The sequence below is a fragment of the Stenotrophomonas koreensis genome, from assembly GCF_001431525.1.
GTDB classification, from domain to species: domain Bacteria; phylum Pseudomonadota; class Gammaproteobacteria; order Xanthomonadales; family Xanthomonadaceae; genus Stenotrophomonas; species Stenotrophomonas koreensis.
Map to the genome: position 1 here is coordinate 126,870 of NZ_LDJH01000017.1, position 21,204 is coordinate 148,073.

Sequence of the window (21,204 nt, forward strand, 5' to 3'; positions counted from 1 at the left end):
TACGGATTGGCGCGGCCAGCCGGCCGGCTGCAAAAAAAGTTTGCGCCCGGCCCTTGAAAGCCCGGTACCGGCCTCCATCTTTGCTGGCATCCCGGGGTACCGGGTTTTTTCCTGCGAAGTGGGTGGCCGGCAACAGGCCACTGTCTTTGCCAACTTTTTGACCAGCCAAATATTTAAGAGGTCTTTCATGAGCATCAAGCCGCTTCACGACCGCGTTGTAGTCAAGCCGATCGAAGCAGACGAAATCTCCGCTGGCGGCATCTTGATTCCGGATTCGGCCAAGGAAAAGTCCACCAAGGGCGAAGTGGTCGCCGTGGGCCCGGGCAAGCCGCTGGACAACGGTTCGGTGCGTGCGCCGTCGCTGAAGGTTGGTGACAAGGTCATCTACGGCCAGTACGCCGGTTCGACCTACAAGGCCGATGGCGTCGAGTACAAGGTCCTGCGCGAAGACGACATCCTCGCCATCATCGGCTGAGTCGAGCGTCAGACGCCGCATTCCCTGATTTTCCGTCTTAATTTTTGAGGTAAAGCACATGGCAGCTAAAGACATCCGTTTCGGTGAAGACGCCCGTACCAAGATGGTGCGTGGTGTCAACGTTCTGGCCAATGCGGTCAAGGCCACCCTCGGTCCGAAGGGCCGCAACGTCGTCCTGCAGAAGAGCTTCGGCGCCCCGACCATCACCAAGGACGGCGTCTCCGTGGCCAAGGAAATCGAACTGGCTGATGCCTTCGAGAACATGGGCGCGCAGATGGTGAAGGAAGTCGCCTCGCGCACCAACGACGACGCCGGTGACGGCACCACCACCGCCACCGTGCTGGCCCAGGCCCTGATCCGCGAAGGCGTCAAGGCCGTGGCCGCCGGCATGAACCCGATGGACCTCAAGCGCGGCATCGACAAGGCCGTCGTGGCCGCCGTCGCCGAGCTGAAGACCATCTCCAAGCCGACCGCTGACGACAAGGCCATTGCCCAGGTCGGCACCATCTCGGCCAACTCGGACGAGTCGATCGGCAACATCATTGCCGAAGCGATGAAGAAGGTCGGCAAGGAAGGCGTGATCACCGTCGAGGAAGGCTCGGGCCTGGAGAACGAGCTGGACGTGGTCGAGGGCATGCAGTTCGACCGTGGTTACCTGTCGCCGTACTTCATCAACAACCAGCAGGCCCAGACCGCTGACCTGGATGACCCGTTCATCCTGCTGCACGACAAGAAGATCTCCAACGTGCGTGACCTGCTGCCGGTGCTGGAAGGCGTCGCCAAGGCCGGCAAGCCGCTGCTGATCATCGCCGAGGACATCGAAGGCGAGGCGCTGGCCACCCTGGTGGTCAACACCATCCGTGGCATCGTCAAGGTCGTTGCCGTCAAGGCTCCGGGCTTCGGTGACCGTCGCAAGGCGATGCTGGAAGACATGGCCATCCTGACCGGTGGCACCGTGATCTCCGAGGAAGTTGGCCTGTCGCTGGAAAAGGCCACCATCAAGGACCTGGGCCGCGCCAAGAAGGTGCAGGTCTCCAAGGAAAACACCACCATCATCGACGGTGCCGGCGATGCCGCAGGCATCGAGTCGCGCGTCAAGCAGATCAAGGCCCAGATCGAAGAAACCTCTTCGGACTATGACCGCGAGAAGCTGCAGGAGCGCGTGGCCAAGCTGGCCGGTGGCGTTGCCGTGATCAAGGTCGGTGCCTCGACCGAGATCGAAATGAAGGAAAAGAAGGATCGCGTCGACGACGCCCTGCACGCCACCCGCGCTGCGGTGGAAGAAGGCGTGGTCCCGGGCGGCGGCGTGGCCCTGGTGCGTGCCGTTGCAGCCCTGTCCGGCCTGAAGGGTGCCAACGAGGACCAGAACCACGGCATCAAGATCGCCCTGCGTGCGATGGAAGCCCCGCTGCGCGAAATCGTGGCCAACGCCGGTGAAGAGCCGTCGGTCATCGTCAACAAGGTCAAGGAAGGCACCGGCAGCTTCGGCTACAACGCCGCCTCGGGCGAGTTCGGCGACATGCTGGAATTCGGCATCCTGGACCCGACCAAGGTGACCCGTTCGGCCCTGCAGAACGCCGCGTCCATCGCTGGCCTGATGATCACCACCGAAGCCATGGTGGCCGATGCGCCGAAGAAGGACGAGCCGGCCATGGGCGGCGCCGGTGGCATGGGCGGCATGGGTGGCATGGGCGGCATGGACTTCTAAGTCCGCGCTGCAGCCACCGCGCTGTGATGCACGAAAAACCCCGCCGCAAGGCGGGGTTTTTCTTTGTCGTCGGGCCGGCCGCAACGCCCGTGCAGCAGCCAGGCTCAGCCGGCGCTGGCCTGCAGGGCCTGTGCGGTCCACTGCACGATCGCGCTCAGTGGCATCGCCCCGGAATGGCGGGCAACCTCACGCCCATGGTGGAACAGGATCAGGGTCGGGATGGAGCGGATGGCGTAGCGCTGGGCCAGGGCCGGCGCCGCCTCGGTATCGACCTTGGCCAGGCGCACCTGCGGTTCCATCCGCTGGGCTGCCGCCTCGAACTGCGGTGCCATCTGCCGGCAGGGGCCGCACCAGCTGGCCCAGAAATCCACCAGCAACGGCAGGTCGCTGGTGAGGTGGTTGTTGAAGCTGGCCTCGTCCAGCGCCACCGGCTTGCCGTTGAACACCGCCTGCTGGCAGCGGCCACAACGTGGCTGCTGTTCCAACCGCTGCAGTGGCACACGGTTGCGGGCATGGCAGTGGGGGCAGGCGATGAGCAGGGAATCGGGGGTGGTCATGGCAATGGCCGGTCAGCAAAGGCGGCCACAGCATGCCAGTCCCGGCCGCGATTGTGGGTCAATCTTCGGCCCGGCGGGCCGATACGGTGGGGCGGGCAAATGGCCCGTTCTACCCGGATGACCCCAGGCAATGCATTTGAAGACCCTGGCTACCCTGTTGCTGGCCGTTGCCAGCGTATCCACCGCCCAGGCTGCTGATGGCCGCTACAGCCTGGGCGTCGGTGCGACCACCCTGGGCTATGGGGTGGATGCCAACCTGCGCCTGTCCGAGCGTTTCTCTGCCACCGCCAGCTGGAGCACCTTCAGCGTGGATGGCGATGTGGATACCGACGAGGTGGCCTACACCGGCGAGCTGTCCTCGGACAACGCCAGCGTGGCCCTGAACTGGCATCCGTTCGCCGGCAGCTTCCACCTCAGTGCCGGCCTGGTGGCCGGTGACCTGCAGGCGGTGGTCACCGGTACTCCGGTGGCCGGCAGCAGCTACACCTTCAATGGGCAGACCTATACCGCCGCCCAGGTGGGCCAGCTGCGTGGCGAGGTGGTGATCAAGGACAACATGGCGCCGTATGCCGGCATCGGTTGGCGTTCGCAGCGCAAGGGCCTGGGCGCGTATGCCCAGATTGGCGTGATGGCGGCCAGGACCGGGGTCGCCCTGTCTGCCACCGGCATGCTCGCCGATCCGCGCCTGGCGGCGGACCTGGAGGCCGAGCGCGCCTCGCTGGAGCAGGAAGTGGACCTGTCGCTGTATCCGGTCATTGGCGCCGGGCTGCACTGGCGCTTCTGAGGCCGGGCGCGCAGGCAACAGCGTGTTGCAGTTGAAACTGTCGCGCTGCAGCAAATTGCGTGGTATCACTGTTGGCCATGAACGCAGCCCGCGCCAGCTTTTACTTTTGGTACTGGTTTCCGAAGCCACTGGCGGAGGAAGGTCTGCGCTCACCCTGAAGAACATCTCAGACGCATTCCCGAAGGCCGCCAGCGCAAGCTGGCGGCCTTTTTGCTGCCGCCAGTGCCGGGGCCATCACCGACCTGTTGAACCCTTGAGGATTTCCCCGCATGCCCCCGCATACCGATGACCTGCGTATCCAGCAACTGCAGCCGTTGACCCCGCCGGCCCACCTGATGAGCCTGCTGCCCTGTGACGAGGCGGTCTCGCAGACGGTGGCCGATGCGCGCAACGCACTGCACCGGATCCTCCACGGTGCCGATGACCGCCTGGCGGTGGTGATCGGCCCGTGCTCGATCCACGACCCGGTCGCGGCGATGGACTACGCCCGCCGCCTGCAGCCGCTGCGCGCGCAGCTCGGCGACGCACTGGAGATCGTGATGCGGGTGTACTTCGAAAAGCCGCGTACCACGGTGGGCTGGAAGGGCCTGATCAACGATCCGGACCTGGATGGCAGCTTCAACATCAACAAGGGCCTGCGCATTGCCCGTGGCCTGCTGCGTGACATCAACGCGCTCGGCCTGCCGGCCGGGGTCGAGTTCCTGGATGTGATCAGCCCGCAGTACATCGCCGACCTGGTGGCATGGGGCGCGATCGGCGCGCGCACCACCGAAAGCCAGGTGCACCGCGAACTGGCCAGCGGCCTGTCCTGCCCGGTCGGCTTCAAGAACGGCACCGGTGGCGACATCAAGATCGCCGCCGATGCGGTGGGTGCGGCCTCGCACCCGCACCACTTCCTGTCGGTGACCAAGGAAGGCGGTACCGCCATCGTCTCCACCGCCGGCAACCCGGATTGCCATGTGATCCTGCGCGGCGGCAAGACCCCGAATTTCGATGCCGCCAGTGTCCAGGCGGCCAGCGCGGTGCTGGCCACGTCGGGCCTGCCGGCGCGGCTGATGATCGATGCCAGCCATGCCAACTCGTCCAAGAAGCCGGAGAACCAGCCGGCGGTGGTGGCCGACATCGCCGCGCAGATTGCCGGCGGCGAGCAGCGCATCGTCGGGGTGATGGTGGAAAGTCATCTGGTCGCCGGCCGCCAGGACCTGGTCGATGGCCAGCCGCTGGCCTATGGCCAGTCGATCACCGATGGCTGCATCGGCTGGGAGGATTCGGTGGCCGTGCTGCACACGCTGGCCCAGGCCGTGCGTGCGCGTCGTGCCAAACAGGAGGCGGCATAATCCAGGAAATGGGCGTTTCTGGAGGGCGATCAGTGCCTGTCAGCTATCCGAAGCCAAGCCTCAAGACCGCTCTTGGGCTTGCTGCGGCGAAGAAGAAAGTGAAACGCGATCGCGGTATCTACAAGATCACAGGGATCTTTAATGCTCCCGGGAACGCCAAGCGGCGTGCCAGGCGTGCTGTGGGCTGGGAGTCTGAAGGTGCAAGGCTGGTTCGCTTGATTGCCAGACTTTTCAAATAGCCGGGATTGAAAACAACGGGGCGGTGCGCATCAGCGCACCGCCCCGTTGTTGTTTTCAGTATTGCCGGACAGCACTCAGTCGTGTGGTACCGGCGTGGCCGGGCCAGGCACAAAGCGGGCGCGCAGGCGGGCCAGGGCCACATAGATGGCCGGGGTGGTGTACAGGGTCAGCCACTGGCTGACCAGCAGGCCGCCGACGATGGCGATGCCCAGCGGCTGGCGCATTTCCCAGCCTTCACCGGTGGCCAGCATCAGCGGCAGGGTGCCGAGCAGGGCGGCGACACTGGTCATCAGGATCGGGCGGAAGCGCAGGCGCGCCGATGCCAGCATCGCTGCCTGCGGATCCAGGTGCTGCTCGCGCTGGGCGGCGATGGCGAAGTCCACCATCAGGATGGTGTTCTTCATCACCACCCCCACCAGCAGGAACAGGCCGAGCAGGGAGATCAGGTTGAGCTCGTTGCCAAACAGCAGCAGGGCCAGCAGCGCGCCGACACCGGCCGAGGGCAGGGTGGAGAGGATGGCCAGTGGCAGCACGCTGCTCTCATACAGCACGCCCAGCACCAGATACACCGCCAGCGCTGCACCGAGGATCAACCACAGCTGGCGCTGGCGCATCTCGTTGACGCTGCCGGCTTCCTCGCCCAGCCTGGCCTGCACGCTGCTGGGCAGCATGACCTGGGCCACCGCCTGCTCGATGGCGGCACTGGCCTGTCCCAGGGTGACCCCGGCGGCCAGGGCAAAGGAAATGCGCGTGGACAGGAACTGCTCGCGGTGCTGGATGCGGTCCGGAGCCATGCCGTAATCCCAGCGCGCAAAGCTGCTCAGCGGTACCCGGCTGCCATCGCCGGCAATCGTGTAGACCTGCTCCAGGGTGGTCGGCGACTGGGTGTAGCGTGGGTCCAGCTCCATCACCACGCGGTACTGGTTGAGGGTGTCGTACAGGGTGGCGACCTGGCGCTGGCTGAAGGAGTTGTTGAGCACGCTGGAGAGCAGGCGCATGTCCACCCCGAGCTGGCTGGCGGTCTCGCGGTCCACTTCCAGCTTGACCTGGCGCATGCCTTCATCGCCGCTGGCTTCCACATCCTCCAGCTCCGGCAGGGCGGCCAGTGCCTGCTGCAGGCGCGGGGTCCACTGGCGCAGCGGTTCGATGTCGGCGGCCAGCAGCTGCAGGTCGTAATTGCCGTCATCGTTGCCCCCGCCGCCACCGACGCGGATGTCCTGGTCCACCGACAGCCACATGTTGCCGCCGGGCACCTTGGGCAGCCTGGCGCGGATGCGGTCCACCACTTCGCGGGCCGAAGCATCGCGCTGGTCCAGCGGTTTGAGCTGGACCATCACCATGCCGTTGTTGACCCCGGTGTTGCCGCCGATGAAGCCGCCGATCTGGGCCACCGCCGGGTCTTCCATCAGCACCTGGCGATAGGCGGCGATCTTGGGCTGCATGACCTGGAAGGACAGGCCGTCATCGCCACGCATGAAGCCGCGCAGCTGGCCACTGTCCTGCTGCGGGATGGTGCCGCGCGGAACCTTGTCCAGCAGCAGGAAGTTCAGCGCGATCACCGCCGCCAGTACGCACAGCATCAGTGGCACATGGCGCAGGCAGGCACCCAGGCTGCGCAGGTAAAGCGCGCGCACCCCGTTCATGCCCAGGGTGCCCAGGCGCTGCCAGGGGCCCTGCACCCGGTCCGGGTCATGGGCGCGCAGCAGGCGCGCACACAGCGCCGGGGTCAGGCTGATGGAAACCAGCAGCGAAACGCCCATGGCCGCGACCAGGGTCAGCGAGAACTCACTGAACAGCCGTTGCACGAAGTCATCCATGAACAGGATGGAGATGAACACCACCGCCAGCGCCAGGTTCATCGACAGCAGGGTGGCGCCGACCTCGCGCGCGCCGGTCAGCGCCGCCTGCAACGGGGACAACCCAGCCTCGATGTGGCGGGCAATGTTTTCCAGCACCACGATGGCGTCATCCACCACCAGTACCGCGGCCACGATCAGTGCCATCAACGAGAAGGTGTTGAGCGAAAAGCCCCACAGCCAGATCAGGAACAGTGCGCCGAACAGCGACACCGGGATGGCCAGCGAGGGGATCAGCGCCGCGCGCCAGTGGCCCAGGAAAGCCAGCACCACCAGCACCACCAGCGCCACCGCCAGGACCAGGGTCAGCTCGGCCTCGCGCAGGGTGGCGCGGATCACCGGCGAGCGGTCCATCACCACATCCATCTGCATGCCCGGCGGCAGCAGTGCGGTCAGGGTATCCATCTGCGCGTGGATGGCATCCACGGTGGCGATGATGTTGGCACTGGGCTGGCGGCTGACCACCAGCAGCACCGCATCGTTGTTGTTGTGGAAGCCGGCGGCGTAGCGGTTTTCGGTACCGTCGCTGACCTGGGCCACATCACGCAGGCGCACCGGGCGGCCATCGCGTACGGCCACCACCAGGTCCTGGTACTGGGCGGCATGGCGCAGCTGCAGGCTGGCTTCCACCTGCCACTGGCGCTCGCCGGCGGCGACCTGGCCGAGCGGGCGCAGGGCATTGGCATTGCGGATGGAGCCGGCCACATCATCCAGGGCGATGCCGTACTGGTTCAGGGCGTTGGGATTGAGCGAGACGCGCACCGCAGGCAATGAACTGCCACCGGCCTCGACCTGGCCCACGCCGGGCACCTGGGCAATCTTCTGCGCAATCACCGTGGAGGCCACGTCGTAGATCTGCCCCGGCGTGTGGCTGGACGAACTCAGCGCCAGGATCAGCACCGGTGCCTGCGACGGGTTGATCTTGCGGTACTGCGGCATGCCCGGCATGCCGGCCGGCAGCTGCGCGCGGGCGGCATTGATGGCTGCCTGCACCTCGCGCGCGGCCTCATCGACGTTGCGCTCCAGGGAGAACTGCAGGTCGATGCGGGTACTGCCCTGGTTGGACGAGGAGCTCAGCCGGGTGACCCCGGGAATGGTGCCCAGGGCCCGTTCCAACGGCGTGGCCACGGTGGCGGCCATGGATTCGGGGCTGGCCCCGGGCAGGCTGGCGCTGACCTGGATGGCCGGGTAATCCACCTGCGGCAGTGGCGCCACCGGCAGCTGGAACAGGGCCAGGACGCCGGCCAGCACCACCGCAATGGCCAGCAGGAGGGTGGCCACCGGGCGGGTGATGAAGATCTGCGACAGGTTCACCGGCGCGGGCGTGGGTGCCTTGTCCATGCTCAGGCCCCGGCCTGTTCCGGCGCCGTGGCCACGCGGTTGTCATCGCGCACGAAACGGTTGAAGAACAGGTAGATCACCGGTGTGGTGAACAAGGTCAACACCTGGCTGACGATCAGGCCGCCGACCATCACCAGGCCCAGCGGCTGGCGCAGTTCGGCACCGGAGCCGCTGGCAAACATCATCGGCACGGCGGCAAACAAGGCGGCCAGGGTGGTCATCAGGATCGGGCGGAAACGCAGCAGGGCGGCCTGGTGGATGGCCTGCTGCGGGCTCATGCCCTGCTCGCGCTGCGCCTCCAGGGCGAAGTCGATCATCATGATCGCGTTCTTCTTGACCAGCCCGATCAGCAGGATGATGCCGATCACCGCGATCAGGTCCAGGCTGCGCCCGGAAATCAACAGTGCGGCCAGGGCACCAACCGTTGCCGAGGGCAGGGTGGAGAGGATGGTCACCGGGTGGATGAAGCTCTCATAGAGCACGCCCAGCACGATGTACATCACCAGCACCGCAGCCAGGATCAGCCACAGGGTGGAGGACAGCGAATTCTCGAATGCCGCTGCCGCGCCCTGCAGGCGGAGTTCGACACTGGCCGGCAGGCCGATGTCGACACGCGCCTGTTCGATCACCGCCATCGCCTCGCCCAGCGAGGCGCCTTCGCCCAGGTTGAAGGACAGCGTCACTGCCGGGAACTGGCCCAGGTGGCTGACCTGCAGTGCGGTGGCACGGGTTTCGATGCGGGCCAGGCCGGACAGTGGGGTCTGCCTGCCGTCACTGGTGGTGACGTGGATGCGGCCGATGTCCTCCGGCCCCAGCTGCTGCTCCGGATGCGCTTCCAGCACCACGCGGTATTGGTTGGCGTGGGTGAAGATGGTGGAGATCTGGCGCTGGCCGAAGGCGTCATACAGCGCATCGGCAATGCTTGATACCGGCACACCGAGGCGGGCAGCGGCATCGCGATCGATGTCCACATAGGCCTGCAGGCCGCGGTCGGTGAGGTCACTGGCCACATCGCGCAGTGCCGGCTGCTGCTGCAGGTAGCCGAGCATGCGCCCGCTCCACAGGGCCAGCGCCTGGGCATCGGGCGTGGTCAGGACGAACTGGTACTGGGTGCGGCTGATCCGGTCCTCGATGCTCAGCTCCTGCACCGGCTGCAGGTACAGGCTGATGCCGGGAATGCGGTCCACCCGCTGCTGCAGGCGGGCAATGATCTCCTGCGCACCGGCATCACGCTGGCCATGCGGTTGCAGCTCGATCAGCAGGCGGCCGGAGTTGAGGCTGGCATTGGTGCCGTCCACGCCGATGAAGGAGGACACGCTTTTGACGTCGGCATCTTCCAGCACCGCCTCGGCCAGGGCCTGCTGGCGGCGCGACATCGCCTCGAAGGAAATGGACTGCGGCGCCTCGCTGATGCCCTGCACCAGTCCGGCATCCTGCACCGGGAAAAAGCCCTTGGGCACGGCCAGGTACAGCACCGCCGTGAGCACCAGGGTGGCCACGGTGGCAATGAGCATCAGCGGCTGGCGGGCAAGCACCCAGTGCAGGCCGCGGTCATACAGCGCGATGATGCGGTCGAAGATGTCGCCCTGGGCAGCACTGTCGCCGTGGGCGGCGTGCGGGTTGGCCTTGAGGAAACGCGCGCACAGCATCGGGGTCAGCGTCAGCGAGACCACCAGCGAGATCGCGATGGCCACCGCCAGGGTGATGGCGAACTCGTGGAACAGCTTGCCCACCACATCGCCCATGAACAGCAACGGGATCAGCACCGCGATCAGCGACACGGTCAACGAGATCAGGGTGAAACCGATCTGGCGGGCACCATCCAGTGCTGCCTGCAGGCGGCTCTTGCCCATCTCCATGTGGCGGGCCACGTTTTCCAGCATCACGATCGCATCGTCCACCACAAAGCCGGTGGCGATGGTCAGCGCCATCAGCGTCAGGTTGTTGAGCGAATAGCCGGCCAGCAGCATCACCGCAAAGGTGCCGATCAGCGACAGCGGCACCGCGATGGAGGGAATGATGGTGGCCGGGATGGTGCGCAGGAACACGAAGGTGACCAGCACCACCAGGCCGATGGCCAGCACCAGCTCGTGTTGCACACCCTTGATCGAGGCACGGATGGATTCGGTGCGGTCGCTGAGCACGCTCACCGTCACCGCGGCCGGCATCGCGCTGCGCAGCTGCGGCAGCAGGGCATGGATGCTGTCCACCACGCCGATCACATTGGCCCCGGGCTGGCGCTGGATGTTGAGCAGGATTGCCGGGGTGGTGCCCGACCAGGCCGCCAGCTGGCGGTTTTCCGGGCCCTGCTCGACGCTGGCCACATCGCCCAGGCGCAGCGGGGCGCCATCGCGGTAGCTCAGGATCAGGTTGCGGTACTCATCCACCGAACGCATCTGGTCGTTGGCATCGAGCATGATCGCGCGGGTCGGGCCATCGAAGCTGCCCTTGGGCAGGTTGACGTTGGCGGCGGTGATGGCGCGGCGGATATCGGCCATGCCGATGCCGGTGGCCGCCAGTTGCTGCGGGTTGACGGCAATGCGCACGGCCGGGCGCTGGCCGCCGGCAATGCTGACCATGCCCACCCCGGGCAGCTGCGACAGGCGCTGGGCCATGCGCGTGTCCACCAGGTCGTAGACCTGCGGCAGGCTCAGGCCGTCAGCGGTGATGGCCAGGGTCAGGATCGGGGTATCGGCCGGGTTGACCTTGCGGTACACCGGTGGCATCGGCAGGTCATTGGGCAGGAAGCTGTTGGCCGCGTTGATCGCCGCCTGCACTTCCTGCTCGGCCACGCCCAGGTCCACTTCCAGGGCGAACTGCAGGGTGATCACCGAGGCCCCGCCGGAGCTGGTGGAGCTCATCTGCTTCAGGCCCGGGATCTGCCCCAGGCGGCGTTCCAGCGGTGCGGTCACCGCGCTGGTGGTCACCGTCGGGCTGGCACCGGGGTAGAGCGTGGTGATCTGGATGATCGGGTAATCCACCTGCGGCAGGGCGGCCACCGGCAGCAGGCGGTAGGCAAAGATGCCGGCAATGAGCATGGCCAGCATCAGCAGCGAGGTCGCTACCGGGCGCAGGATGAAGGTGCGCGACAGGTTCATGGACGGGCCGCGTGGTCAGCCTTGTCCGCTGCCGCCGGGGCCGGCGTCTGGCCGGGGGCGGCCACGACCTCGACCTTGGCCCCCTCGCGCAGGTTGTCGATGCCTTCCAGCACCACCCGCTCGCCGGCGGCCAGGCCGTCGATCACGGCCACGTTCTCGCCCTCGGCCGCGCCCAGGCGCACGCTGCGCAGGCTGGCGGTGTCATCGGCGGCAATCACGTAGACATAGGTGCCTTCGCTGCCGAACTGCACTGCCGCGTTGGGAATGACGATGGCATCGGCGCTGCTCACCGTCAGGCGGATGTTGACGAACTGGTTGGGGAACAGCGCCTCATCGGCGTTGTCGAACTGCGCGCGCAGCTTCAAGGTCCCGGTGGCCGTATCAATGCGGTTGTCCACACTGGACAGGCTGCCGCTGGCCAGCAGCTGCTTCTCACTGCGGTCCCAGGCCTGCACCGGCAGCTGCGGATTGTGGCGCACCGCCTCGATCACCGGGCCCAGTTCGTTTTCCGGGATGGTGAACAGCACGCTGATCGGGTTGGTCTGGGTGATGGTGGCAATGCCGTCGGCATCGCCGCTGCGCACCAGGTTGCCCAGGTCCACCGCCCGCAGGCCCATGCGCCCGGAGACCGGCGCGGTGATGCGGGTATAGGACAGCTGCAGGCGGGCCTCGTCCACCGCGGCCTGGTCGCTCTGCAGGCGGCCTTCCAGCTGGCGCACCAGCGACTGCTGGTTGCTCAGGTCCTGTGCGGCCACGTACTTCTGCGCGTGCAGCTCTTCGTAGCGGCGCAACTGGTGGCGGGCATTTTCCAGCTCGGCCTGGTTCTGCTTCTGGGTGCCCAGCGCCTGGGCCAGGGCCACCTCATAGGCGCGCGGGTCGATCTGCGCCAGCAGGTCACCGGCGGCCACCTGCTGGCCTTCGGCAAAGGCAATGCGCACCAGCTCGCCTTCCACCCGGCTGCGCACGGTCACCGTGTGCAGGGCAGTCACCGTGCCCAGGGACTTGATGCGCACGGTCAGGTCCTGCTGGCTGGCTGTCACCACCCGCACCGGCACCACCCGTTCACCGCGCTGCCTGCCGCCCGCAGCATTGCCGGATTCGTCCCGGCTGCCGCAGGCGGCAACGCTCAGGGCCAGCAGGCTGCCGGCCAGCAGCAGGCGCAGGGGGGAGAAGCGGAACGAATGACATGGCGACATGGCGATATGCGTCCGGCAACTGGCCGGGCGTCCTCATGATGGATGGGGTGTCGTCGGCTGGCCGGGCAGGGCGCACGGCGTGGCGGATGGATGGCGCAGGCCGCGCCTGCCGGCAATGGTACAGGCGCTGGTACCGGCGCCGGCATGACCATGGTCATCAGCGGTGTATCGAAATGTATCCGGCCGGGTGGGGGATAATCGCGCGATGGCCGCCGTTTCCCCCTCTTGGTTTGTCTACCTGCTTGAATGTGCCGATGGCAGTTACTACGCCGGCATCACCACCGATGTCGACGCGCGCCTGGCCGCCCATCAGGCCGGCAAGGGCGCGCGCTATACGCGTGCCCACCGGCCATTGCGGGTACTGGCCAGCCGCGCCTACCCGGACCGCAGCAGCGCCTTGCGCGCGGAGTGGCAGCTCAAGCAGCTGCCACGCGCACGCAAGCTGGCCTTCTTCCTTCCCGATCAGGCCGGGTGCTGAGCGCTGCCGGCCTGCTCGCTGAACTGCTGGAACGCGGCCAGCGCATTGGCCGCATACATCAGCGACGGACCGCCGCCCATGTACACCGCCACGCCGAGCATTTCCTGCAGCTCGGCCTCGCTGCAGCCCATCTGCACCAGCGCCTTGGTATGGAAGCCGATGCAGCCATCGCAACGCTGCGCCACACCGATGGCCAGGGCAATCAGCTCCTTGGTCCTGGCATCCAGTGCGCCGGCGGTCATCGCGGCACGGCCGAGGGCGCCGAAACCTTTCATGGTGTCGGTCTGGCCGGCACGCAGCGGCGCCAGGTGGCTGCTGATCTGGCTGGTCAGTTGGGTAAAGTCAGGCATGGACATGGCATCTTCCCGCGTCGGGTGGAGGAACCGGATTGCCCTGACGTTAAATTAGTATGTGCTAAATTACAACCGTTTGATCATCCGAGGAAGTTGGCAATGGATTCACAAGACCATGCTTTCATGCAGGAGGGAGCGAGCAAGGCCGCTGCCCTGTTGCGGGCGGTCGGCAATGAGCGGCGCCTGCTGGTGCTGTGCCTGTTGATCGAACATGGCGAGCTGGCCGTGGGCCAGCTGCTGGAGCAGGTGGACCTGAGCCCTTCGGCGTTGTCCCAGCACCTGACCCGGATGCGTGCCGAGGGCCTGATCGATTACCGCCGCCAGGCGCAGACGCTGTACTACCGTATCGCCAACCCGGCGGTGGCCGAGCTGGTGGCCACGCTGAAGCGGATTTACTGCCCGTAACCGGGCCCGCCGCCGCGGTTCACGGCTGCCGGCAACGAGCCCTGGCAGCTCAACGCACAACGCCCGGCATGGGCCGGGCGTTGTGGTTTTCCTGCAGCGCGGGGGCGCTTACTTCTTCATCGAACCGGTGTCGATATAGCGCTGGTGCCAGGACAGGGCTTCGGGCAGCAGGTGCGGGGTGTGCATGCCGTAACCGTCGCGCTGTGCACGCTCGAAGTAATCATTGAGCGCATCGCGGAAGCTCGGGTGCGCGCACTTGTCGATGATCACGCGGGCACGCTTGCGCGGCGCCAGGCCGCGCAGGTCGGCCAGGCCCTGCTCGGTGACGATGATCGACACGTCGTGCTCGGTGTGGTCGACATGGCTGACCATCGGCACGATCGCCGAGATGTCGCCGCCCTTGGCCAGCGACGGACTCAGGAAGGTGGACAGGAAGCCGTTGCGGGTGAAGTCGCCCGAACCGCCGATGCCGTTCATGATCCGCGAACCCATCACGTGGGTGGAGTTGACGTTGCCGTACAGGTCGGCCTCGATCATGCCGTTCATGCCGATGCAGCCCAGGCGGCGGACCAGTTCCGGATGGTTGGAGATCTCCTGCGTACGCATGATGATGCGCTCGCGGTAGAACTTGATGTTGCGCTTGAACTCTTCGTTGGCTTCCGGGCTCAGGGCAAAGCCGGTGCACGAGGCGTACTCGAGCACACCGCTCTTGAGCAGGTCCAGCATGCCGTCCTGGATCACCTCGGTGAAGGCGGTCAGGCCACGGAAACCGCTCTCGGCCAGGCCGGCGAGTACGGCGTTGGGGATGTTGCCCACGCCCGACTGTAGCGGCAGCAGGTTGTGCGGCAGGCGGCCCTTGCTCACTTCGTGCTTGAGGAAGTCGATCAGGTAGGTCGCGATCTGCTTGCTGTCCGCATCGGCCGGCTTGAACGGGCTGTTGCGGTCCGGGGCGTTGGTGTAGACCACGGCCACGACCTTGGACGGGTCGACCTTCAGCGTGTGCTGGCCGATGCGGTCATCGGCGTTGACCAGCGGGATCGGCTTGCGGTGCGGCGGCAGTGCGGTGCCGTAGTACACATCGTGCATGCCGAGGATGTCTTCCGGCTGCCACTCGTTGACCTCGATGATCACCTTCTTGGCCAGGTCCAGCCAGGTCTTGTTGTTGCCCACCGAGGTGGCCGGCACCAGCGAGCCGTCTTCCAGGATCGAGCTGACCTCGACCACGGCGGTATCGATATCACCGTAGAAACCGAACCACACGTGCTGGGCAACGTGGGAGAGGTGGATGTCGATGTAATCCAGCTCACCGCTGTTGATGCGCTTGCGCGCGTCCGGATCGGTCTGGAACGGCATGCGCAGGGCCAGGCCCTCGGCCTTGGCCAGTGCACCGTCCAGCTCCGGTGCGGTGGAGGCGCCGGTCAGCAGGTTGATCTTGAACTCCTGGCCGGCCTGGTGGCTGGCTTCGATGCGTTGGGCCAACGCCATCGGCACGGCCTTGGGATAACCAGAACCGGTGAAGCCGCTCATGGCGACGGTTTCGCCCGGCCCGATAAAGGCGGCGGCGGCCTCGGCAGAGACGACCAGATCGCGCATGCGCGCGTTGTGGATGCGAGCTACAGACATGATCTATACAACATCGAATGGGGTTGGCCGATTATCGGCCATCTGGCGGCCCAGAAGGTGTGCGACCTTGGTGTAATGGCCACGTGATTGCCGAACATGGCGGGCAGTTCAATACGTCTAGGCAATAAGGCAAGTCCTCGCAGGTATTGCTTTTTTTGCACTGCAGCGTGCAAGTTGCCGATTGCCCCGCCAAGATCGCCCTGCATCCCGACGTGGGGGAGGGAGCAGGGCCCGCTGGCAGTTCGCTGCAAGCGGGCTTTTTATTGCCTGCGATCTGCCGACAGCCATCCACCCCTGACCGTTGCGAACTGCCTGCCATGACCGTTGCCGCCCCATTGTCCCCCCCGCTGCAGGCCTGCGTGGAGCGCGCCCTGGCGCGCCTGCAGCCGATCCTGGCCCAGCTGCCGGCACCGCTTGCTGCCGGCGAACAGGCGCTACTGCAGCAGCTGGTGATCGCCAGCGACTTTGCCATCGACACCCTGCTGCGCCAGCCTGCGCTGCTGGGCCAGCTGTTGGCCCCCGGCTGTCCGCCGATTGCGCCGCCGCGGTTGGATCCGGACCAGCCCAGCGAGTGGCCGGTGCTGCTTCGGCGTTACCGCGCCGCGGCCTCGACCCGGCTGATCTGGCGTGACCTGGGCGGGCTGGATCCGGTCGAGGCGACCCTGGCCGGCGCCACCGTGCTGGCCGAGCAGTGCCTGGGCCTGGCGCTGGACGCGCTGGAGGCTGAATTTTCCAGCCGCCACGGCGTGGTCCGCGCCGAGGATGGCAGCGTGCAGCGGCTGGTGGTGTTCGGGCTGGGCAAGCTCGGCGGCGGCGAGCTGAACTTTTCTTCCGATATCGACCTGGTCTACGCCTACCCGCAGGGCGGTGAATCCGATGGGGCACGGCCGTTGGCCGCCGAGGAATATTTTGCCCGCCTCGGCCAGCGCCTGGCCCGGTTGCTGGATGACACCACCGTGGAGGGTTTCTGCCACCGCGTCGACCTGCGCCTGCGCCCGTTCGGCAATGCCGGCCGGGTGGCGCTGTCGTTTGCCGGCATGGACCAGTATTTCCAGCGCGAGGGCCGCGACTGGGAGCGCTATGCCTGGCTCAAGGCGCGGGCGGTGGCCGGCGATATCGACGCCGGCGAGGCCTGGCTGGCCACGCTGCGGCCGTTTGTCTACCGCCGTTATCTGGATTTCACCGCACTGGACGGCCTGCGCGAGATGAAGGCGGCGATCAATGCCGAAGTCGCGCGCAAGGGCATGGGCGAAGACATCAAGCGTGGACCCGGCGGCATCCGTGAAATCGAATTCCTTGCCCAGTCGCTGCAGCTGATCCGTGGCGGGCGCGAGCCGGCCCTGCGCGAGCGCCGGCTGCTGCCGGCACTGCAGGCACTGATGGCCAGCGGCCAGATCGATGCGGACACCGGTGAGCGGCTGATGGCCTCCTACCGTTTCCTGCGCGTGCTGGAAAACCGGCTGCAGATGCTGCGCGATGCGCAGACCCACCGCCTGCCCGAAGATGCGCTGGACCGCGAGCGCATCGCCCGTGGCTTGGGCCATGCCGACTGGGCCGGCCTGCTGGCGGCCTGGCAGCCGGTGCGTGACTGGGTCAATGGCGAGTTCGCCGCGTTGCTGGCGCCGCGGCGTGGCCAGGCCGCACCGGATGCGTTGACCGGCTACTGGCGCGACCTGCCCGAGGGCGGGGATGTGCAGGTGCTGGCGCAGGCCGGTTTTGCCGATGCCGAAGGCGCCGACCAGGCACTGCGCGATTTTGCCAGCGGCCATGGCGTGGCCTCGCTGTCGGACCAGGCGCGGGCGCGGCTGGACCGGGTGTTGCCGGCGCTGCTGCAGGCCGCTGCCGATACCGAGCGTGCCGATGCCGCGCTCAAGCGCGTGCTCGGCTTGCTGCAGGCGGTACTGCGCCGGACCTCCTACCTGGCCCTGCTTGATGAGCAGCCCAGCGCGCTGGCGCGGCTGGTCAACGTGCTCTCGCGCAGTGCGCTGCTGGCCGAGCGCCTGGTCGGCTATCCGCTGCTGCTGGACGAGCTGCTCGATACCCGCGTCGGTGGCCCGATCCCGCCGCCGGCGCAGGTCAGCGCCGCCTGCGCCGCCGCGCTGCAGATCGATGATCCGGAAAGCGCCCTGCGCGCCTTGAATGAAACCCGGCTGGCGCTGAGTTTCCGCATGGCGCTGGCCTTCCACGATGGCCGCCAGGATGCACTGGCCTGCACCGCGCAGCTGGCCCAGCTGGCCGATGCGGTGGTCGACACCGTCTACCGGATGGCGCTGGCCGAAATTGAACAGGCGCACGGGCAGATCGCCGGTGGCCGCTTTGCGGTGATTGGCTATGGCTCGCTGGGCGGCAACGAGCTCGGTTTTGGCTCGGACCTGGACCTGGTGTTCCTGCATGACCAGCCGCCCGGCTGCGAAGGCAGCGATGGCCGCCGGCCGCTGGACCCGGGTCGTTATTACGCGCGGCTGGCGCAGAAGATGATGTCCCTGCTCGGCGCGGTCACCGCCGGCGGCCGGCTGTATGACACCGATGTGCGGCTGCGCCCGGATGGCGGCAAGGGCGCGCTGGTGTCCTCGCTGGCCAGCTACACCGAATACCAGCGCGAGCGGGCCTGGACCTGGGAACACCAGGCGCTGGTGCGTGCCCGCGCGGTGGCCGGTGATCCCGGGCTGATGGCCGATTTCACCGCGGTGCGTGCCGCCACCCTCGGCCGCCAGCGTGACTGGGCGACGCTGGTCGATGACGTGGTGCGGATGCGGGCGCGGATGCGCGCCGAGCTGGACCGCAGCGATGCGGCGCGGCTGGACCTGAAGCAGGGCGCCGGCGGGGTGGTCGACCTGGAATTCCTGCTGCAGACCGGGGTGCTGGCGCTGGCGGCCACGCAGCCCTCACTGCTGGCGCAGACCAGCAGCCAGGCCCTGATCGATGCGCTGGGCCAGGTCGGCTGGCTGGATGCGGCAAGCGTGACCGGTCTGCACTGCGCCCACGCCATCCTGCTCGACAGCGGCCTGGGCTGCACGCTGGACCGGCGGCCGCGCATTGTGGCGCGCACACCGGCCATCGAGCAGGCCGGGGCGGCGATTGCCGCGGCCTGTGCGCGGGTCGGGTTGATGCTCGGCGAGCCGCCAGCGGTCGGGTGACGCGGCTCAGCGGGTCGCGCTGCCGGCTGCGGCCAGCTTCCACAGGGCGAGGCGGAACGGCAGCAGCAGGCACACCGCGATCGCCAGCTTGACCGCCAGGTCGCCCAGCGCCCAGCTCAGCCACGGCAGCGGCTGCCCGGCAAAGGACACGCTCCAGAAGATCGCCGTGTCCAAGGTGGCCGAACAGACGCTGGCCACCAGCGGTGCGCGCCACCAGCGGCCCTGGCGCAGGCGGTCGAACACGCCGATGTCCAGCAGCTGCGAAGCGATGAAGGCCAGGCAGGAGCCGATGGCGATGCGCGGACTGGCCAGCCAGATCGACGCCAGCACCGCCAGCGCAAAGCCGGCCCAGGCGACCTTGCGCGCGGCCTGCGGGCCAAAGCGGCGGTTGACCAGGTTGGAAACCAGAAACGCCACCGGGTAGGAAAACGCGCCCCAGGTCAGCCAGTCGTTGATCGGGTACATCACCAGGATGTTGGAGCCCAGCACCACCACGCCCATTGCCAGCACCGCGATCAGCAGGTCGCGGTGGCGCAGGCGGGCAAACAGCGGGGCAGCGGGCAGGGACATCGGCGGGGCAGGCAAGCAGGCGGGCGGCGATTATCGCCCTGATCGGCTTTACCGTGGCCGACAGCCGGCCGTTGCAGGCCGGCGCCAGCGGTTGGCCAGGCCAGGTCCTTCCGGCACGCCGCAACCCGCAGTGCACGCGCGCAACGCCAGGCCGCGCATCGCGCAGGCGCGGTTTGCGCTACAGCCCCAGGCGCTGGCGCACCTCGGCAGCAATCCGGCCGGTTTCGCGCAGCGGTTCAATCGGCTGCCGGGCATTGCTCACCGGCACCAGCTCGGTCAGCAGCCGGCCGCGCTCGCGCAGGCTGCGCTGGAACTGGGTCATCCGGCCGCGCGCGCTGTCGGCCAGCAGTACGCTCACCGGCACCCGGGTGGCACAGGCCTCGGACAGCAGGTTGACCGAATCGGGGGTGACCACGATGCGGTCGGCCCAGCCGAGCAGGCCGGCATACGGGTTGGTGCCATCGCCGCCATCACTCCAGATCACCCGCGGCAGGCTGGCAAAGGCGGTGAGCATGGCCTGCGCCACTGCCGCCGGGGTGCGCCGCGAGGTGGTCGCCAGCACACTGCCGCCTTCGGCGCGGATCTGGCTGGCAATCCGGGCAAAGCAGGCCGACATCGCCGCTTCGTCCCAGTGGGCGTGGTCGGTCGGGCCACCCACCAGTACCGCCGTGCGCGGACCGGGCAGCTGGCCGATGTGGGCAAAGGCGGCGCGGCCCCAGGCCAGCCAGTCATCGGTCACCGGGTTCAGGCTGCCCTGCAGGGTCAGCACGTTGGAGCCGCGCAGGTTGTCATGCTCCGGGGCGATGACCAGGTCCCAGTGGCGCGGGTTGATCCGCGGGTTGAGGATCTGTACCACCGCACTGCCACGCTGGCGCAGCTGGCGCAGGGCCAGCGCCGCCTGCCGGCCGCAGCCGATGGCCACCGCTGGCGGGCTATCCAACAGCGCCGAAAATTCCGCACCATAGGCCTGGTCGGCGCCCGGCAGCCAGCGCGGTGCGGCCCAGCGCCACGGTGCACGCGGTTGCAGGGCCAGGCGTGTCACCGTACCCGGGCGCAAGGCACGCGCCAGCGCTACCGCCTGTCGGAGATTGCCGGCGCGTCCATCGGTAATGGCCTGGATCGGGCTAGGTTGTTGCACTTTTGTTGTTAATCCGTTCCGATTTTATCGGGTGTTCCACTTATGGTGTACGTCTACACTGCCGGCCATGGCCAAGCCATTGTGACCGGTTTTCGCTGTTCAACGCTGGCTTGCATGCCACATTTCCATCAAGGGTCTGTCTGATGTCTACCGCTCTCTCCGATCAAGCACTGGATCAGCTGTTCCGCACCGCGCGTACCGCCAATGCGTTTGCCGACAAGCCGGTCAGCGATGACACCCTGCGCCAGCTGTACGAGCTGCTCAAGTGGGGCCCGACCGCTGCCAACACCACCCCGGCACGCTTTGTGTTCGTGACCAGCGCGCAGGCCAAGGCGCGCCTGCTGCCGGCACTGGACGCGGGCAACCGTGACAAGACCCTGGCTGCACCGGCAACCGTGATCGTCGGCTACGACCTGGAGTTCCACCAGAAGCTGCCGTACCTGTTTCCGCATACCGACGCCAAGAGCTGGTTCGACGGCCCGCAGGAAAACCGCGCCAACCCGGCGCTGGTCAACGGCACCCTGCAGGGCGCCTACCTGATCCTGGCCGCACGCGCGCTGGGCCTGGCGGCCGGCCCGATGGGCGGCTTTGACCATGCCCAGGTCGATGCGGCGTTTTTCGCCGGCACCAGCGTGCGCAGCAATTTCCTGGTCAACCTCGGCTACCCGTCCGAGCAGGGTTTGTTCCCGCGTTCACCGCGTTTGTCATTCGATGAGGCCGCACGCATCCAGTGAGGTGCCTGCGGTTGCTGTTGCACTGCCTGTTTTGCCTGTAACACCTCCCCGGATCCATCCATCCCTCCAAGGAAACTCCCATGAACACCGCAACCAAGCTGCTGCTCCCGCTGTCCCTGGCTGCTGCCCTGGCCGCCTGCTCGCAGCAGGCCCCGGCCCCGGCTGAAACCACCC

The 21,204-nt window shown here is 67.2% G+C and carries 16 protein-coding genes; 8 read left to right on the forward strand and 8 right to left on the reverse strand.

The window, feature by feature from the left end:
- The first annotated feature begins 187 nt into the window (after positions 1–187).
- Both ABB25_RS10720 and groL read left to right on the forward strand, forming a co-directional pair.
- Positions 188–475 carry a co-chaperone GroES gene (locus tag ABB25_RS10720; protein ID WP_057666640.1) on the forward strand — a complete coding sequence of 96 codons (288 nt, stop codon included), beginning with the start codon at positions 188–190 and terminating at the stop codon, positions 473–475.
- A gap of 58 nt (positions 476–533) precedes the next feature.
- Positions 534–2,183 carry a chaperonin GroEL gene (gene groL, locus ABB25_RS10725; protein WP_057666641.1) on the forward strand — a complete coding sequence of 550 codons (1,650 nt, stop codon included), beginning with the start codon at positions 534–536 and terminating at the stop codon, positions 2,181–2,183.
- A gap of 104 nt (positions 2,184–2,287) precedes the next feature.
- Here groL and trxC read toward each other — a convergent pair whose 3' ends face one another.
- On the reverse strand, positions 2,288–2,740 hold the full coding sequence (gene trxC, locus ABB25_RS10730; RefSeq protein WP_057666644.1) for a thioredoxin TrxC: 453 nt from the start codon (positions 2,738–2,740) through the stop codon (positions 2,288–2,290).
- A 130-nt stretch (positions 2,741–2,870) separates the two neighbouring features.
- Here trxC and ABB25_RS10735 point away from each other — a divergent pair, with 130 nt between their 5' ends.
- Positions 2,871–3,524 carry a hypothetical protein gene (locus tag ABB25_RS10735; RefSeq protein ID WP_057666646.1) on the forward strand — a complete coding sequence of 218 codons (654 nt, stop codon included), beginning with the start codon at positions 2,871–2,873 and terminating at the stop codon, positions 3,522–3,524.
- Positions 3,525–3,793: 269 nt separating this feature from the next.
- Entirely contained in the window at positions 3,794–4,861 is a 1,068-nt protein-coding gene (locus ABB25_RS10740; protein ID WP_057666648.1) for a 3-deoxy-7-phosphoheptulonate synthase, read from the forward strand.
- Positions 4,862–5,175: 314 nt separating this feature from the next.
- Here ABB25_RS10740 and ABB25_RS10745 read toward each other — a convergent pair whose 3' ends face one another.
- From ABB25_RS10745 to ABB25_RS10755, 3 genes are read right to left on the reverse strand one after another with little or no spacing between them, the layout of a single operon-like run.
- Positions 5,176–8,298, reverse strand: coding sequence for an efflux RND transporter permease subunit (locus ABB25_RS10745; RefSeq protein ID WP_152981184.1), 3,123 nt, complete (start codon positions 8,296–8,298; stop codon positions 5,176–5,178).
- 2 nt (positions 8,299–8,300) lie between these two features.
- Positions 8,301–11,396, reverse strand: a complete 3,096-nt coding sequence (locus ABB25_RS10750; RefSeq protein ID WP_057666649.1) for a multidrug efflux RND transporter permease subunit — start codon at positions 11,394–11,396, stop codon at positions 8,301–8,303.
- The gene (locus tag ABB25_RS10755; protein WP_057666651.1) at positions 11,393–12,592 is read right to left on the reverse strand and encodes an MdtA/MuxA family multidrug efflux RND transporter periplasmic adaptor subunit; all 1,200 of its coding nucleotides are present in this window, start codon (positions 12,590–12,592) and stop codon (positions 11,393–11,395) included. Before ABB25_RS10755 ends, ABB25_RS10750 begins: the two co-directional genes overlap by 4 nt.
- Positions 12,593–12,797: 205 nt before the next feature.
- Between ABB25_RS10755 and ABB25_RS10760 the strand changes: the two genes are divergently transcribed.
- A complete protein-coding gene (locus ABB25_RS10760; RefSeq protein ID WP_057666653.1) occupies positions 12,798–13,070 on the forward strand; it encodes a GIY-YIG nuclease family protein in 273 nt (90 codons plus the stop codon).
- On the opposite strand, the gene ABB25_RS10765 is transcribed toward ABB25_RS10760, so the two are convergent.
- Positions 13,055–13,426, reverse strand: a complete 372-nt coding sequence (locus ABB25_RS10765) for a carboxymuconolactone decarboxylase family protein (RefSeq protein ID WP_057666654.1) — start codon at positions 13,424–13,426, stop codon at positions 13,055–13,057. The two genes, ABB25_RS10760 and ABB25_RS10765, sit on opposite strands and share 16 nt — an antisense overlap.
- Before the next feature lie 96 nt (positions 13,427–13,522).
- On the opposite strand from ABB25_RS10765, the gene ABB25_RS10770 reads away from it, so the two are divergent.
- Complete coding sequence (locus tag ABB25_RS10770) at positions 13,523–13,828, forward strand: ArsR/SmtB family transcription factor (protein WP_057666656.1); 306 nt, start codon at positions 13,523–13,525, stop codon at positions 13,826–13,828.
- Positions 13,829–13,936: 108 nt separating this feature from the next.
- Here ABB25_RS10770 and scpC read toward each other — a convergent pair whose 3' ends face one another.
- Positions 13,937–15,451, reverse strand: a complete 1,515-nt coding sequence (scpC, locus tag ABB25_RS10775) for a succinyl-CoA:acetate CoA-transferase ScpC (protein WP_057666659.1) — start codon at positions 15,449–15,451, stop codon at positions 13,937–13,939.
- Between the two features lie 317 nt (positions 15,452–15,768).
- Here scpC and glnE point away from each other — a divergent pair, with 317 nt between their 5' ends.
- Positions 15,769–18,588, forward strand: a complete 2,820-nt coding sequence (glnE, locus tag ABB25_RS10780; protein WP_057666661.1) for a bifunctional [glutamate--ammonia ligase]-adenylyl-L-tyrosine phosphorylase/[glutamate--ammonia-ligase] adenylyltransferase — start codon at positions 15,769–15,771, stop codon at positions 18,586–18,588.
- A 6-nt stretch (positions 18,589–18,594) separates the two neighbouring features.
- Here glnE and ABB25_RS10785 read toward each other — a convergent pair whose 3' ends face one another.
- Both ABB25_RS10785 and ABB25_RS10790 read right to left on the reverse strand, forming a co-directional pair.
- Complete coding sequence (locus tag ABB25_RS10785) at positions 18,595–19,158, reverse strand: VUT family protein (protein ID WP_057666663.1); 564 nt, start codon at positions 19,156–19,158, stop codon at positions 18,595–18,597.
- Between the two features lie 178 nt (positions 19,159–19,336).
- Positions 19,337–20,296, reverse strand: coding sequence for a mitochondrial fission ELM1 family protein (locus tag ABB25_RS10790; RefSeq protein WP_057666665.1), 960 nt, complete (start codon positions 20,294–20,296; stop codon positions 19,337–19,339).
- Between the two features lie 143 nt (positions 20,297–20,439).
- Between ABB25_RS10790 and ABB25_RS10795 the strand changes: the two genes are divergently transcribed.
- Positions 20,440–21,030: a malonic semialdehyde reductase gene (locus ABB25_RS10795; protein ID WP_057666667.1), complete on the forward strand. Its 591-nt coding sequence runs from the start codon at positions 20,440–20,442 to the stop codon at positions 21,028–21,030.
- The last annotated feature ends 174 nt before the right edge of the window (positions 21,031–21,204 follow it).

Coding starts and splice junctions, on each gene's coding strand:
- ABB25_RS10750 (WP_057666649.1), bottom strand. CDS start 11,396: ATGAACCTGTCGCGCACCTTCATCCTGCGCCCGGTAGCGACCTCGCTG.
- ABB25_RS10735 (WP_057666646.1), top strand. CDS start 2,871: ATGCATTTGAAGACCCTGGCTACCCTGTTGCTGGCCGTTGCCAGCGTA.
- ABB25_RS10785 (WP_057666663.1), bottom strand. CDS start 19,158: ATGTCCCTGCCCGCTGCCCCGCTGTTTGCCCGCCTGCGCCACCGCGAC.
- ABB25_RS10795 (WP_057666667.1), top strand. CDS start 20,440: ATGTCTACCGCTCTCTCCGATCAAGCACTGGATCAGCTGTTCCGCACC.
- ABB25_RS10765 (WP_057666654.1), bottom strand. CDS start 13,426: ATGTCCATGCCTGACTTTACCCAACTGACCAGCCAGATCAGCAGCCAC.
- ABB25_RS10755 (WP_057666651.1), bottom strand. CDS start 12,592: ATGTCGCCATGTCATTCGTTCCGCTTCTCCCCCCTGCGCCTGCTGCTG.
- trxC (WP_057666644.1), bottom strand. CDS start 2,740: ATGACCACCCCCGATTCCCTGCTCATCGCCTGCCCCCACTGCCATGCC.
- scpC (WP_057666659.1), bottom strand. CDS start 15,451: ATGTCTGTAGCTCGCATCCACAACGCGCGCATGCGCGATCTGGTCGTC.
- ABB25_RS10760 (WP_057666653.1), top strand. CDS start 12,798: ATGGCCGCCGTTTCCCCCTCTTGGTTTGTCTACCTGCTTGAATGTGCC.
- ABB25_RS10770 (WP_057666656.1), top strand. CDS start 13,523: ATGGATTCACAAGACCATGCTTTCATGCAGGAGGGAGCGAGCAAGGCC.
- ABB25_RS10740 (WP_057666648.1), top strand. CDS start 3,794: ATGCCCCCGCATACCGATGACCTGCGTATCCAGCAACTGCAGCCGTTG.
- glnE (WP_057666661.1), top strand. CDS start 15,769: ATGACCGTTGCCGCCCCATTGTCCCCCCCGCTGCAGGCCTGCGTGGAG.
- ABB25_RS10745 (WP_152981184.1), bottom strand. CDS start 8,298: ATGGACAAGGCACCCACGCCCGCGCCGGTGAACCTGTCGCAGATCTTC.
- ABB25_RS10720 (WP_057666640.1), top strand. CDS start 188: ATGAGCATCAAGCCGCTTCACGACCGCGTTGTAGTCAAGCCGATCGAA.
- groL (WP_057666641.1), top strand. CDS start 534: ATGGCAGCTAAAGACATCCGTTTCGGTGAAGACGCCCGTACCAAGATG.